The organism is Bifidobacterium simiarum, assembly GCF_002802905.1.
GTDB lineage: Bacteria > Actinomycetota > Actinomycetes > Actinomycetales > Bifidobacteriaceae > Galliscardovia > Galliscardovia simiarum.
In genome coordinates, this window is the sequence record NZ_PEBK01000009.1 from 101,398 (window position 1) to 116,047 (window position 14,650).

12 protein-coding genes and 1 pseudogene are annotated in these 14,650 nt (G+C 65.5%); 1 reads left to right on the plus strand and 12 read right to left on the minus strand.

Annotated features, from left to right (window positions below; genetic code table 11):
- Positions 1–17: 17 nt before the first annotated feature.
- The 11 genes and pseudogenes from CSQ87_RS09165 to CSQ87_RS09215 form a co-directional block, all read right to left on the minus strand.
- Entirely contained in the window at positions 18–899 is an 882-nt protein-coding gene (locus CSQ87_RS09165) for a hypothetical protein (RefSeq protein ID WP_100513569.1), read from the minus strand.
- An 80-nt stretch (positions 900–979) separates the two neighbouring features.
- Entirely contained in the window at positions 980–1,549 is a 570-nt protein-coding gene (locus CSQ87_RS09170) for a DUF3180 domain-containing protein (protein WP_100513570.1), read from the minus strand.
- A 42-nt stretch (positions 1,550–1,591) separates the two neighbouring features.
- A pseudogene (folK, locus tag CSQ87_RS09175) lies at positions 1,592–2,551 on the minus strand (2-amino-4-hydroxy-6-hydroxymethyldihydropteridine diphosphokinase); the annotation flags it as partial.
- Positions 2,552–2,740: 189 nt separating this feature from the next.
- A complete protein-coding gene (gene folP / locus CSQ87_RS09180; protein WP_100513572.1) occupies positions 2,741–3,622 on the minus strand; it encodes a dihydropteroate synthase in 882 nt (293 codons plus the stop codon).
- A gap of 272 nt (positions 3,623–3,894) precedes the next feature.
- Positions 3,895–4,515, minus strand: a complete 621-nt coding sequence (gene folE, locus CSQ87_RS09185) for a GTP cyclohydrolase I FolE (RefSeq protein ID WP_100513573.1) — start codon at positions 4,513–4,515, stop codon at positions 3,895–3,897.
- Entirely contained in the window at positions 4,515–6,701 is a 2,187-nt protein-coding gene (gene ftsH / locus CSQ87_RS09190) for an ATP-dependent zinc metalloprotease FtsH (protein ID WP_100513574.1), read from the minus strand. The genes folE and ftsH overlap by 1 nt, the downstream gene beginning before the upstream one ends.
- Positions 6,701–7,264 (minus strand): hypoxanthine phosphoribosyltransferase, encoded by a 564-nt coding sequence (gene hpt, locus CSQ87_RS09195; RefSeq protein ID WP_100513575.1) that lies wholly within the window; start codon positions 7,262–7,264, stop codon positions 6,701–6,703. Before hpt ends, ftsH begins: the two co-directional genes overlap by 1 nt.
- Entirely contained in the window at positions 7,251–8,363 is a 1,113-nt protein-coding gene (gene tilS / locus CSQ87_RS09200; RefSeq protein ID WP_100513576.1) for a tRNA lysidine(34) synthetase TilS, read from the minus strand. The genes hpt and tilS overlap by 14 nt, the downstream gene beginning before the upstream one ends.
- A 2-nt stretch (positions 8,364–8,365) precedes the next feature.
- Positions 8,366–9,919: a D-alanyl-D-alanine carboxypeptidase/D-alanyl-D-alanine endopeptidase gene (gene dacB, locus CSQ87_RS09205; RefSeq protein ID WP_243388904.1), complete on the minus strand. Its 1,554-nt coding sequence runs from the start codon at positions 9,917–9,919 to the stop codon at positions 8,366–8,368.
- Positions 9,920–9,941: 22 nt separating this feature from the next.
- Complete coding sequence (locus CSQ87_RS09210; protein ID WP_100513577.1) at positions 9,942–11,168, minus strand: glycosyltransferase family 2 protein; 1,227 nt, start codon at positions 11,166–11,168, stop codon at positions 9,942–9,944.
- On the minus strand, positions 11,169–12,854 hold the full coding sequence (locus CSQ87_RS09215; RefSeq protein ID WP_100513578.1) for an AI-2E family transporter: 1,686 nt from the start codon (positions 12,852–12,854) through the stop codon (positions 11,169–11,171).
- 101 nt (positions 12,855–12,955) lie between these two features.
- On the opposite strand from CSQ87_RS09215, the gene CSQ87_RS09220 reads away from it, so the two are divergent.
- Complete coding sequence (locus CSQ87_RS09220; RefSeq protein WP_100513579.1) at positions 12,956–13,879, plus strand: glycosyltransferase family 2 protein; 924 nt, start codon at positions 12,956–12,958, stop codon at positions 13,877–13,879.
- A gap of 355 nt (positions 13,880–14,234) precedes the next feature.
- On the opposite strand, the gene CSQ87_RS09225 is transcribed toward CSQ87_RS09220, so the two are convergent.
- A partial coding sequence (locus CSQ87_RS09225; RefSeq protein WP_117434930.1) for a dehydroquinate synthase/iron-containing alcohol dehydrogenase family protein occupies positions 14,235–14,650 on the minus strand: 416 nt, incomplete at its 5' end.

Genomic DNA, 14,650 nt, shown 5'->3' on the forward strand with positions numbered 1-14,650 from the left:
TCAGCCCCGAAGCCGCCCTACTCCCGCGGCGCGATCACGTTGGCCAGATGGGCGGCCGTCATCGTGGAGTCCGCGGGCAGATACCGCGGATCGTCCTCATCGAGCACCGGATCGGGGATCACATGCACCTGCACGGGGGTCTCCGCGTGGATGGCCTCCTGCTCCTTGCTCTGCGTCCGGATCCAGTCGGCCAGCGACTGGTCGTTGTGGAACACCAGCATGTTGGAATCGTCGAGGATCGCGGCCACTTCGGCGTAGGTGGGGTAGTCGAGATTCACGCGCACGGCGTCGCGCGCGTGGACAAGATTGGGCGCGGCCGTCTCGTCCAGCTCGGACAGCATGGTGGCGAACAGCGCATCCAGTCCGCGGTACACGGCCAGCGGATCGCGCATCTGATTCGACCGCGAATACACGCCGGTGACGAACCACGCGTCCGGATCGGCTGGCACGGCTCGCATCGGCTGGTTCTTCTTCCAGTTCTTGGTACGCCGCACGTCCACGATCGGATCGTCGTCGGGCCGGCGCACCCGGGTTTCGACATGGTTGGTCATCAGCGCCCACAGCGACCGGGCGTCCTTGAATCTTCTGGCGTTCCCGGACCCGTCGGCCGCGGCATGGGCAGCCCGCTGGGTGAGCGTCTTGAGACTGATGGCGTTGCCCTTGATCGCATCGGGATCGGATCCCGCGGATTCCTCGTCGATCAGCGGATCGTTGCCGTCCAGCAGATCGATCACGTCGAGGAACAGATTGGGCAGATTACGATAATACCGGTCGGTTCCCAGCGGATACTGCTCCTGCTCCCCATAGACGTGAACCAGACGGGACGATCCGCTGTCATCATTGATCAGCAAGGCGATATCACGGCTCGCGGAAACCGTGCGCAATTCAAAACGTGTCATACGTTCCATTGTGGCACACGCCGATCATGGGCGGTTCGCCCCACGCCCCGGCACCCATCCCGACCGATCCAACCGACTGGCTACCTCCTCGGCGTACGGGAGGCGGTACGCTCGTCCGTGGCGTTCGCGGCGCCCGATGCGGCGGCGCCCGCGGCCGCCAGCTGGCGCTGACGCTGCTCGGCCTTGGCCTTCGGGCTTTCCGGACCGTCCTTCGGCGGCAGCTGACACCAGTATTCGCCGACGATGCCGATGATCATGTCGATCAGGCAGATCACCGTGGCCACTCCACATTCCAGCGCGGCGTCACCGTAGAATTCCGCGTCGACATGGGTCAGGCTCACCAGCAGCTGACCGCCGTACCAGCCGGCGAGCGCGGCGCCGGCCACACCGAGCGCCTTGGACAGGACCAGCGTCTGCACGGCGCGGTTCATGTCCAGTTCCTTAAGATCCCCCTTGGCGTATCGGCGCACCTGCCAGGCGAGGCATAGCACGATCAGCCCCAGAATCACCAGCAGACCGGAGACCAGCCAGGGTGCGCCCACCAGCGTATAGGCGCTGTGTTCGGTGAGTTTGACCAGCATGGCCCCGGCAAACAGACCGAGGATCATGGCGATCACGTAATACCACCACGGGGTGCGACGTGCTTTCATCGGTTGACCTTTCGCTGGTTGACCTTTCGCTCAGGCGGTGCCGCCGAGGATCCACGTATCGGAGAGACATTCCACGGAATCACGGTCCGCGGCCCCGTCCAGCAGATCGGCGACGCGGCCGCCGTGCTCGCCGGGCAGGACGGCGTTCGGATCGAGATCGGCCCACGGCGCCAGAACGAAGGACCGCTGCCATGCCCGCGGATGGGGCAGGGTCAGGTGAGGGTCATCGCTGATCTCGCCGTCGAAGTCGACGATGTCGAGGTCGAGCGGACGGGATCCCCAGTGGACCTCCCGGGAGCGGCCGTGCGCGGCCTCGATGGTCTGCAAGGCGCTGAGCAGGGTATCGGCGTCGAGGGTGGTGGTCACTTCCACCACGGCGTTGAGGAAGTCCGGGGTGCCGGGTTCCATGCCCCATGCGGCGGTACGGTACAGGGGGGAGATGCCGGTGATCTGGTTGCCGGGCACGCCGTCGATGGCCACGACGGCGGCACGCAGCGTCTGCTCCACGTCGCCGATGTTGCCGCCCATCGCCACCACGGCCTTGTGGACGCGGGAGGCGGGACGGGCACCGGACTGAGTTTCCCCAGATCCGTGAGATTCCCGCGATTCCGCGTCCGACGAGGCGAAGGCGGAATCGCCCGTATGATCGCGGGACCGTTCGATGGTGACGCTCACGTCGCCGAACGGCACCTTGATCGGGGCGTTCGGCTTGTGCACGGTGACGATGACCCGCTGGATGCGGTCGAAGTCCAGGATCCGATCGGCGATTTTGGCGGCGAGCCGTTCGATGAGATCGACGTGTTCGCCCTCGATGATCTCGACGATGCCGTTCGCGATCGCGCCGTAGTTCACCGTATCGTCAAGATCGTCGGTGCGGCCGGCCTGCGCGAGATCAAGGAACATCGTGGCGTCGACGATGAACGGCTGCTTGTCGACGTGCTCGAAATCGTAGACGCCGTGTGCGGCCTCGGCACGTACGCCGGTCAGTCGGATCGAATCCATAACGCTCCTTGTACTTCGTTTCATGCTTCGTCGGTGCCGTCTGCGGCGACACCATCTTCGGTCTTCCCCTTGAGGGGAAGGTGGCCGACATCGTCGGACGGATGAGGTGCCCCGGATCTCGCAGGCCCGACCACCCCAGTCGGCGTTGCCGACAGCCCCCGCCGGCGGGGGCACGGTCGACGTCGGCGGTCAGGCGGCGGCGTACCGGCGCCAGACGTTGCCGACGGCCACGGCGGCGCGGCTGCGGGCCACGTCGTGCACGCGCACCGCCCACGCGCCGTGTTCGGCGCACAGGGCGCTGAAGGCGGCGGTGGCGTTGTCGCGATCGTCCATTGTCGGCTCGTCGAAGCCGGCGTCGGCGAGTAGTGCGGAGACGAACCGCTTGCGCGACTGTCCGATCAGCACCGGGTATCCGGTGGCGCGGAAGGTCTCCAGCCCAGCCAGCAGCGGCAGGTTGTGTTCGATGCCCGGCTTGGAGAATCCCAGACCGGGGTCGATGATGATCCGTTCGGGCTTCACGCCGGCGGCCAGTACGGCGTCGACCTGCCGCATGAGTTCGTCGCGTACGTCATGCAGCACGCCGCCGTGGTAGACCGACGTGTCGGCGTCCGGGGTCGCGCCCTTGGATCCGGCCAGCCAGCCGCGCCAATGCTGCACGATGTACAGGCAGTCGTGATCGGCCACCACATGCGGCAGCTCGGCGTCCAATGTGCCGCCGGAGACGTCGTTGATGATCTGTGCGCCCTCGTCCAGCGCCGCCGCGGCCACCGAGGCGCGCGTGGTGTCGATGGACAGCACGGCGCCATGCTCCAGCAGCGCCTTGGTCGCGCCGGTCACGCGAGCGAGTTCGTCGGCTTCGCTGACGCGCTTGGCGCCGGGTCGGGTGGATTCCGCGCCGATGTCGACGATGTCGGCGCCGGCATCCAGCATCGCCGCGCCATGCTCGCGGGCCTTGGCGGGGTCAAGCCACAGTCCCCCGTCCGAGAACGAGTCCTCGGTGATGTTCAGCACGCCCATCACCAGCGTACGATCCGCGTCATGCAGATCGTGCAATGCCTTGGAATCAATCATGTCACTCCTCCTTGCTCTCGCCAGTCACCTCGTAGGACGGTTCACCGGTCACCTCATCCGACCGGCCAAGCCGGCCACCTTCCCCTCAAGGGGAAGGCAGGAGGCGTCCTTATAGCTCATTGTCAACCCCATACCGGCAGAGGGCGATGTGCCCGTTCCGACCGTAGGCTAGTGGCCAGCTTGCTGGCCACGGGGCCGAACGGCCTTGAGTGTGTCGGAACGGGCACATCGCCCGACGCCAAGCACATGCCGATAAGGAGACGGGCACGCTCCTACCGCTGCGAGAAGATCAGGCTCATCGCCTCGGCACGGGTGGCCGGGGTGCGCATGATGCCGCGCACCGCGGAGGTGACCGTCCGGGCCTGCGACTTCTTCACGCCGCGCATGGCCATGCACATGTGCTCGCATTCGGTCACGACGATCGCCCCGCGTGCGTCGACGTACTTCATCAGCGCGTCGGCGATCTGCTGGGTGAGCCGCTCCTGCACCTGCGGACGCCGGGCGTACACCTCCACGAGGCGGGCGAGCTTGCTCAGCCCGGTCACGCCGTCCTTGGACGGAATGTAGCCCACGTGGGCCACGCCGTGGAACGGCAGCAGATGGTGTTCGCACACCGAGTAGAGTTCGATGTCGCGCACGAGCACCATCTCCTCGGTGTCCACGCGGAATCGCTTGGCCAGCACCTCGGCCGGGTCCTGACGGAGTCCGGCGTACAGTTCGCGACCGGCGCGGGCGATGCGGTCGGGGGTGTCGAGCAGGCCCTCACGGTCGGGGTCCTCGCCGATGGCCTTGAGGTACATGCGCACGGCCTTGCGCACGCCCTCCTCGTCATAGACGGGCTTGGCGGCGGCAGTCTCATCGGTAACGTCGGTGTTCACGGTATCGATCGTCATCAGCGGGAAGCCTCCTGACTGTTGCCGCCATTACCGGTACCGCCGTTACCGGCATTGCCACCGTTGTCGTTCTGACCGTACTGCGGCGGATTGGGCTCGAGCCCGTCCTCGCGGCGGGCGGCCTCCTCCTGCTCGCGGGCGCTCTTCTCCAGCGAGGCCGGAATCGGCACCGGAGGCAGATCGGAGTCGGGGCGCTGATCGTTGCTCAGCCACACCTGACGTTCCGGAGCCTTGCGGATGTTCGCGAAGATCGCGGCCAGCTCCTTCTCGTTGAGCGTCTCCTTCTCGAGCAGCTGGCGGACCAGTTCGTCGAGCACGTCACGGTTCTCGTTGATGATGGTCCATGCCTCGGTGTGCGCGGTCTCGACGAGCTTGAGCACTTCGTCGTCGATGATCTGCGCGGTGCGATCGGAGTACTTGCGCGGGCTCAGGCCGTCCATCACCGTGGTCTGGTCGTCGTCGGAAGCCCACTTGATGGCGCCGAGCTGCGACGAGAAGCCGAACTCCACCACCATCTTGCGGGCGATGTTCGTCGCCTTCTCAATGTCGTTGGAGGCGCCGGTGGTCGGATCGTGGAACACGACCTCCTCGGCGGTGCGGCCGCCCATGGCGTACGCCATCTGGTCGAGCAGCTCGTTGCGCGACTGCGAGTAGCGGTCCTCGGTCGGCATGACCGCCGTGTAGCCGAGGGCGCGGCCGCGCGGCAGGATCGTCACCTTGGTCACCGGGTCGGTGTTATGCAGGGCCGCGGCCACCAGAGCGTGTCCGCCCTCGTGGTAGGCGGTGTTGCGCAGCTCCTTGAGCGCCATGCCGGTGGAACGGCGGCGCGGACCGCTCATCACGCGGTCGATGGCCTCGTCGATGGCACGGTTGTCGATGAGCTGGGCGCCGGCTCGGGCGCACAGCAGGGCGGCCTCGTTGAGCACGTTGGCCAGATCGGCGCCGGTGAAGCCCGGCGTACGCACGGCGATCATGTGCAGGTCGACGCCCGGCACGAACGGCTTGCCCTTGGCGTGCACCTTCAGGATCGCCTCGCGGCCTTCCAGATCGGGGGCCTCCACGGCCACCTGACGGTCGAATCGACCGGGGCGCAGCAGTGCCGGATCGAGCACGTCGGGACGGTTCGTCGCGGCGATGATGATCAGGTTGGTGTCGTTGTCGAAGCCGTCCATCTCCACGAGCAGCTGGTTCAGGGTCTGTTCGCGTTCGTCGTGGCCGCCGCCCATGCCGGAACCGCGCTTGCGGCCGACGGCGTCGATCTCGTCGATGAAGATGATGGCCGGGGCGTTCTTCTTCGCCTCGTCGAACAGGTCACGCACACGGGAGGCGCCGAGGCCGACGAACATCTCCACGAAGTCGGAACCGGCCATCGAGTAGAACGGCACGCCCGCCTCGCCGGCGATGGCTCGGGCGAGCAGCGTCTTGCCGGTGCCGGGGGGACCGTACAGCAGCACGCCTCGCGGGATGCGCGCGCCGAGGGCCTTGTACTTGGACGGATCCTGCAGGAAGTCCTTGATCTCCTCGACCTCCTGCACGGCGGCGTTCTCGCCGGCCACGTCGGCGAACTTGGTCTTCGGGGTCTCGCCTTCGAGCAGCTTGGCGTTCTTCTTGCCGCCCATGCCGAACATGCCGCCGGCACCGCCCTGCATGCGGCTCATCAGCCACCAGAACAGGCCGAAGATGATCACGAACGGCAGCAGCGACGTCAGCAGATACGTCAGCATGCTGGTCTGCGGCACGGTGGAGGTCCAGCCCTTGGAGAGATCGGCCTTCTCCACGGCCTGCGAGACCTGCGGACCCTGCGCGAACACGTAGTAGAACTGGACGCTCTTGCCGTAGTTGCGTTCCTTGCCGGAGTCGGGATCCTTCTTGGTGAAGTCGTCCTTCAGCTCGAGCTTGACGGTCTGCTTGCTTTCGGTGATCTCCGCGTAGTTGGCCTTGCCGTCCTTGAGCAGTTCGAGACCGTCCTGCGTGTTGATGGTCTGCGTGCCGCCCATGGAGAACATCTGGAACGCGCTGATCGACAGCAGCACCAGGATCGTGATCCACAGCCACGGGGCCTGCCAGAACGGACGGGGCCCCTTCTGCCCGCCGCCGTTGCGGTTGCCGCGGTTCCTGCCTCGTCCCCCGTCCGGATTGGAGAACGGATTGCCGTTATCGTTGCGATTCGGCCCTGGGAAGCTCATTATTGCTGATCTCCTTGATACACCTTGGGATCCAGAACGGCGATGGAATCGAGGTTCCGGTACCGCTCGTCATAGTCCAGACCGAACCCAACCACGAACTCGTCCGGAATCGTGAATCCCTTGTATTTCACGTCGATATGCACCTTGTGCCGGGCCGGCTTCTCCAGCAGGGCGAACACTTCCACGGACGCCGCCCCGCGGGATTTCAGCTCCTTGATCAGCCAGTCAAGCGTGATGCCTGAGTCGATGATATCCTCCACGATCAGAATGTGCCTGCCGCGAACATCCGTAGAGAGATCCTGACGCACCGTGATCTTCCCCGACGATTCGGTGCCCGAACCGTAGGTGGAGATGCTCATGAAATCCATGGTCACGGGGATGCTCACCGCCTGGGAGAACGCGGCGAGCGTGTTGACCGCCCCCTTCAGCACGGCCACCAGCAGCGGGGTTCGTCCCGCGTAGTCGCGATCCACTTCGGCCGCGACCTCGTGAATCTTGGCGTCTATCTGCTCTTTGCTGACGAGCTCATAGGCAATGTCGTCTTGGATATCAGCGATTTTCATGCATACCATCATGGCACAGATGAATGACGTGACGCTGGCGAATCGCTAGGTATCCTCTGGAAAGTCGCACACCGCCCTGACCGTGCCAATCATGGATCAGATCGTCGATGGCCTCCACCTGACGCGAGGAGATTTCGATCCCCGTATCCGCGGCCGCCCGGGCGATGACCCGGGAGCGGATCGCCGCGTGCTCGTCCGCCAGTTCCCGCACGTCGATATGCACCGAAATCCCCGCGGAATCGGCCTCCGCCGCCTGCTCGATCCGGACCGCACGGCCGTAGGCCTCGGCCGCGCACGAGTCGAGATAGTCCTTGTCCCGCTGGGCGATGCGCGCGCTGCGGGAGAGATGGTCCACCAGATCGGCGTCCACGAAATGGATCAGATACGGCAGCAGGGCGTTGCGGATCCGCGAGCGCAGCGGCAAGTCGGTGGACAGTCCTCCCTCGTCGGCGCTGCGGTCGCCGTTGCTGGGATCGTCCCACCAGTCGATGTCCAAGGTCCGGCAGATCTCGGTGGTTTGGCCCCGGGTCAGGCCGATGAACGGGCGGCTGAAGGTCACGCCGTCGCGGTCGATGGTGGTGGGCATGCCGGCGAGCGCGTCGAGACCCATGGTGCGGAAGAGGCCGAGCAGCACGGTCTCAGCCTGATCGTCCCGGGTGTGCGCGAGCAGCACGGCTGCCGCGCCGGTCTCGCGCGCGCTTTCCTGCAGGGCCTGATACCGGGCGTCGCGCGCCGCGGCCTCCACGCCGACGCCGGACAATTCCACGATCACCCGGCGGACAATCACCGGGTCCATGCCGAACGACCGGCATTGTTCCGCGGCCCGTTCGGCCACCTGCGCGGATCCGGCGATCAGCGCATGGTCCACGATCACCGCGCCGCAGCGCACGCCGAGCGTGCCGCATACCGTGGCGCAGACGGAGGCGAGGGCCAGCGAGTCACGGCCTCCGGAGCAGGCGACGAGGACCAGCGGGGCGTCCGGTTCCGGCCGGTGCTCGCCGTGCTCGCGGGTGCGGCCCGGCTGACGGGTGATCCCCAGATCGGCCAGATTGAGCCGGACCTGGCCGATCGCGTATCGGATCGTCGGGGTATAGGCCATGGTCACACCTCCGGCAGCTCGGAGACGAGTTTGTCGACGGCCCGGGAGGCGGACCACATGTTGCCGGGCTTGTTGACGATGATCGAGAAGATCAGGGTGCCGCCCTTGGCCCGGGATACGTTGCCGGTCATCGAGGTGACCTGGTCGAGCGAACCGGTCTTGAGACGGACGAGTCCGTCGGCGGAACTGCTGATGGTGCGGTGCAGGGCGGTGCCGGACAGTCCGGAGATGGCCAGCCCCTCGGCGGCCGGGGCCGCTTCCGCATCGGATTCCACGTATTTGGCCTGCACCTGGGCGAGGGCCCGGACGGTGAGCTTCGATCCCTGGGAGAGTCCGGAGCAGTCGGCGACGTTGACGCCGGTCAGGTCGATGCCCCGCTCGGCGAGGATGGCCTTCACGGCGGCGGTCGCGCCTTCGGGGGAATTGTCCTTCCCGGTCTTCAGCGCGGTCAATCGGCCGAACAGTTCAGCTTCGGTGTTGTCGGAGTTCTTGAGCATGAAGCCCATGATTTCGCTCAGGTGGGCCGAGCTCACCGAGGCGATCGGGGCGTCGCCGTCGGGGGCCGTGCCTTCGGAGACCGATCCGGAGACCTTGATGCCCTTGGCCTTGAGCTGGGCGGCGAATTTCTTCGCCACGTCGGAGGCGGGGGTGGAGGATCTGGTCGGGTACGACGATTCGACGTCCGGGTCCTTCGGCTTGGTCACGCCGGTCCAGTTGCGGGCCTCGTCGATAGCCATGGAGGCCATCGGCGCGGCGTAGATGAGATTGGGGTTGTTGGCGCCGATGGTGTCGGGGAAGCGCTTGCTGCCGAACAGCGAATCGTCGTAGGCGACCGTCACGGCGTTGACGTCATGCTTGTTGAGCGCGGCGATGGTGCGGTCGACCAATGTGGCGAGGCCGGCGCGGCCATTGATGTGGTCCGGATCGCTGGCGCCCTCCCCCAGCAGCATGTCCCCGTTGCCCTTGAGCACCAGCCGCACGCCTTCGCCGGACTCGTCGAGGTAGACCTCGGTGTCGAGCGTGGACGACATGTCGAGCGTGGTGGAGGCGGCGTACGCGGTCATGGTCTTCATCGTGGAGGCCGGTTCGCGAGGGGTCGTCTCGGCCCGCTGCACGATCGGATCGCCGTTGCCGTCTGCGATCACGACCGAGAAGTCGTTGCCGACGCCTTCCGACTTGGCGAACGCGTCGACGAGGGACTTCACCTTGGCGGCGTCGATCTGCGGACCGGTATCGGAATCACCGGTCACGGTCTTCGCCTGTCGTACGGCCACGGCCGCCGGGAACGTGGGGCCCTGCGAGGTGTGAACGCTTAAAGGGCCGGGCAGCACGTCATGGGCGTCGCCGATCACGTACGCCGATCCCAGCAGGATCGTGACGATCACGGCGATGGCCACGGTCCGGCGGCGACGGGCCATCGTGCGCCGCCACTGGCGTGCGGCACGGCGGCTGGAGGCGTCGCGGGACGGGACCGTGTTCATCGGGCCGTTCGGGCGGTCGGGCACGGAGCCGCCGAGCATGGAGGCGTTGTCAGTTCCCGTGTTTCGTGCGTTCACGAATCGATCGTTCACGAATCGATCACTTCCCCCGGTGTTCGATCGGCTTCCAGCCGGGCTTGGAGAACATGGCCTGGAAGGAGATCGGGATGTAGCTGATCAGGTAGATCGGGAAGCTCAGGCAGTAGGCCACGAGCTCCTTGTTGGTGGCGTCGATCTTCTCGCGTTCGGCCATGCAGGTGATGGCCGCAAGGATCATCATGCCGAGTACGCCGAGCACACCGCCCAGCAGGCCGTTGGTCAGCTGCGTGAGCTGGCTGTTCAGCGAGACGAAGCCGAGCGCGACGAACAGGATGCCCAGTGCCAGACGGATCACGCTCAGCGCGGTGAACGGGCAGATCAGCAGGGTCAGGTCGATGCAGGAGAAGTCGCGTTCCTTGATGGCGCGGCGCACGAGCGCGGGGCCGTAGTAGCGGAACACCTGCAGGAAGCCGCGGCTCCAGCGCAGGCGCTGACGCCAGCTCTGCTTGAAGGTCACGGGCTGCTCGTCGTACAGCACGGCGGTGCCGCAGTAGCCGATGCGGTCGCCGTGCAGGATGGAGTCGAGCGTGAATTCGAGGTCCTCGGTGAGCAGGTGGAACTTCCAGCCGCTGTTGCGTTCCATGATCTCGCGGGAGAACATGAATCCGGTGCCGCCCACATGGCAGCTCGAGCCGAACAGCATGCGCGAGTTGTTGAGGAACCTCGATTCGCGCACGAACCACAGCGCGGAGCCGGAGGAGACCCAGTTGTCGTCGAAGTTCACCGAGTTGCGGTAGCTGGTGAGGATTCTGAACCCCGCCTGGAAGGCGTTGTTCATCTGCGTGAAGTATTCCTTGTCGAGCAGGTTGTCGGCGTCGAAGACGAAGAACGCGTCGTACCGCTTGCTCACGCCGGAGTCGATCATGTGGTTAAGCAGGAAGGTCAGCGCGAAGCCCTTGCCGATCTGCGTCTGGTCGAAGCGTTCGACGACGTGGCAGCCCTTGCCGCGCGCCAGTTCGGCGGTGTCGTCGGTGCAGTTGTCGGCCACCATCCAGATGTCGATGAGATCGCTCGGATAGCTCTGGTTCTGGATGCAGTCGATGAGGTTGCCCACCACGTTGCGCTCGTTCCTCGCCGAGATCAGCACCGCGAACCGCTTGTCCTGCGGGGCCTGGGGGAACACCGTGACCTTGTGGAAGAATCCGGCCAGCACGCACACCATCTGGTAGCCGATGCCCACCACGCCGAGCACGAACAGCAGAACGTCGATGACGGACAATAGGGCCATTTAGCGCCACTCCTCCCTGGCACTTCGGCCGGTTCGCGCGGTATCGCCGGCGTCCGGACCTCGGTCCTCGCCGTGATCCTCGCCGTCGCCGATACCATCGTTGATGTCAATACCATCGTTGATGTCGGTGGTTCCGTTCGTCCGATCGCCCGCGTTGCCGCGCGCGCCGTCGACCGTCTCGTCGATCGGGCCGCGCGCGCCAGACTCCGGATTGAGATCCGGTTTGCCGGTGCCGTCGCCGCGATCGGCTCTACCCGATGATACGACGTTCTTGGGAATTGCCACGGTGGCCGACTCGTCGAGCTCCTGCGCCGTGGCGAAATCGGCGAGGCGGTTGTGCGCATAGTCGAGTTCGCTGCGCAGCTGGGTCTCGTGCGTGTGTACGCGCGCGGATGAGCCCTGCGCCGCCCGGGGCATGTGGTCGGCGACCGGCTTGATCACATGCTCGTTGAACGCCTCCATGCCGGTGATCATCTTCGACTTCTTCAGCGGCTTCGGATCGCTGAGCAGCGGGGAGTCGATGAGCTCATAGCGCTTGGTGTACGCCTTGAACACGGCCTGGAAGCTGGCGGTGAGCGGCAGCGCGAGGAACGCGCCGAGCGCGCCGAACACGGAGCCGAGGGCGAGGACCGCGAGGAAGGCGACGGCCGGATTGAGATCCATGGTCCGCTGGGAGATCGCCGGGGAGAGCAGCATGTTCTCGATCTGCTGGTAGACGATGATGTAGAGGAGGACGAACAGCGCGTACTTGATGCCGTTGGAGCCCCACGCGGACAGCACGGGCAGCGCGCCGCCGATGTAGGTGCCGACGGTGGGGACGAACTGGGAGACGAGTCCGCAGAAGATCGACAGCGGCAGCCAGTAGGGGATGTCGAGCGCGATCATGAACACCGACATGCACACGCTGGAGATGGCGGCGAGGATGATGCGGCTGTACAGGAAGTTGGAGATCTGGTCCTGCACGACGGTCCACACCACGAGGAAGCGCTCCTGGCTCTTCGGCGCGACCCACTGGCAGACGCTGCGGCGCATGCGCGGCAGGGCGGCCGACACGTAGTAGGTCACCAGCGCGACGGTCAGGATGCCCAGCATGGCGTTGAGCAGCGAGGCCGTGGTGCTCAGCGCCTGATTGGCGAGATTGGTCACGGTGCTGGTCTGCAGATTACGGAACAGTTCGCCCCACAGATCCTGCATGGCGGGCAGCTCCCAATGGGCCTGTTCGCGCACCACGTCGACGATCTGCTCGTACAGGCCGGGCAGGCTGCTGACCATGCCGACGAGCTGCTGGATGAACATGTTGCCGAACAGCGTGAGCAGTCCGCAGATGATGATCAGGAACGCCACCAAGGTAACGGCGGAGGCCACACCACGCTTCCATCCGTGGACGACCAGCCACCGCACCATCGGCTCCACGGCCAGCGCGATGAACATCGAGATGACGATGTACAGCACGATCGAATCGATCTTGTCCCACGTCTGCCACACGAAGATGGACAGGAACACGGCGATCGCCGCATACAGCAGTCCGCGACCGAACCATTCGGGAGGCCGTCGGGGATCCCCCTTCGACGGAAACACCGCCGCCAGATCGAACTGTTCCTCGTCGGCCGATCGATCCCCCGGTCGATCCCCCAATTGCGTTTCCGACCGTTCCCCGGGCCGGCTCTGTTCATGCTGTACGCTCATACGCGCCATTATTCCCACCGTCGGTGACATCCCCGACAAGAAGGAGGACCGGGCCCCGGCCGCGTACCGCCGGATCCCCGGTCCCACGTATTGTAGGAATCGTGCTTAGTGTCTCAATTGTGATCCCGGCGTGGAATGAGGAAGAACGCATCGTCGACTGTCTGCTGAACGCCACTCGGCAGACGGTGAAGCCTCACGAGGTCATCGTGGTGAACAACCGTTCGACCGACGACACCGCGAGGATCGTACGCGAATTCATCGATCAGCATCCGGACGACAACGTGATCCTGATGGATCAGGACGAGGAGCAGGGACTGATTCCGACCCGCAACTACGGTCTGGATCATGCGACCGGCGATATTCTCGGCCGATTCGACGCGGACTGCATGATCAAGCCCGACTGGGTTGAGGTCGTCTCCGGCATCTTCACCGAGGACCCGACCGCCATGGGAGCCACCGGGCCGGTGATGTACTATGACATGCCGAGCCGGAGGATGGGACTCAAGGGCGACAATTCGATCCGCAAGCGCATCTACCGCGCCGACGGCGGACAGCCCCTGCTGTTCGGCTCGAACATGGCGTTGCGGGCCACGGCATGGCGTGAGATCCGTGGCGAGGTGTGCCGGGACAAGTCCGACGTCATGCATGAGGACATCGACATTTCACTGCATCTGATCGGCAAGGGGCTCAAGACCGTGTATTCGCCGCGCATGATCGCCGGCATGAGCGCCCGACGCATGGACACCTCGCTGAGTTCGTTCCGCAACTACATGAAGCGGTTCAGGAACACCTTCGACGCGCATCCGCAGCATTGGCGCGAGCATAAGCCGGAGATCCTGTTCACCGCCATGTACCCGGTAATGCACCTGTTCTATCCGGTGTGGCAGAAGGTGTTGAACACGGCCGACATCAATCCGGCCGAGGCCGCGTGGATCAACGAGCAGATGGAACTCGCCGAGAAGGAAGGCCACGAGCTCTACGACGAAACCCCCACCGACGAAGTCTACGACGAAAAACACGAATAGAGTTTCGTCGGCCACCTTCCTCTCAAGGGGAAGGAATACTTCGCCCCCGACATATTGTGCGACGTACGCCCGTGAGGGCGTACTGCCACGAACAGTCCACCGGACTGTTCGTCCAGCGGGGGCAAGAGGCACGCCCCGGGCATACTGTTACGAACAGTCCGCCGGACCGTCCGACAGGACAGGCTTCCCCCATTGGGGGAAGCTGGCAGCCGAAGGCTGACTGATGAGGGGCCGAGCACGCATTCGCCCGACCACCCCCAGTCGGCTCCGCCGACAGCCCCCGCCCGCGGGGGCAAGAGGCACGCCCCGGGCGGACTGTTCGTCCAGCGGGGGCGAAGGACTCCTACGGGAGCGCCTACATCAGGCTCTTGTAGATCGCGAGGATGTCCTCCTCGGTGGCCTTGCGCGGATTGCCCGGCGTGCACACGTCGTTGAACGCGTCATGCGCCAGCGGCGCCAGATCCGCCTCGGTGGCGCCCACCTCGCTGATCGTCGTCGGGTTCCCCAGATCCACGGTCAGCTGGTGGACGGCCTGCACGGCCTCCTCGCGCACGGTCTCCAGATCGCCGTCGTACGCGTCCTCGACGCCGAACGCGTCGGCGATGTCGCGGTACTTCTCGCCCGTATGGTCCTTGTTGTACTCCATCACCGGGGCCAGCAGGATGCCGTTCGCCACGCCGTGCGCCACGCCCAAGCGGCCGCCCAGCGGATGCGCCATGCCGTGCACCAGGCCCAGGCCCACGTTCGAGTACGCCATGCCCGTGATGTAGC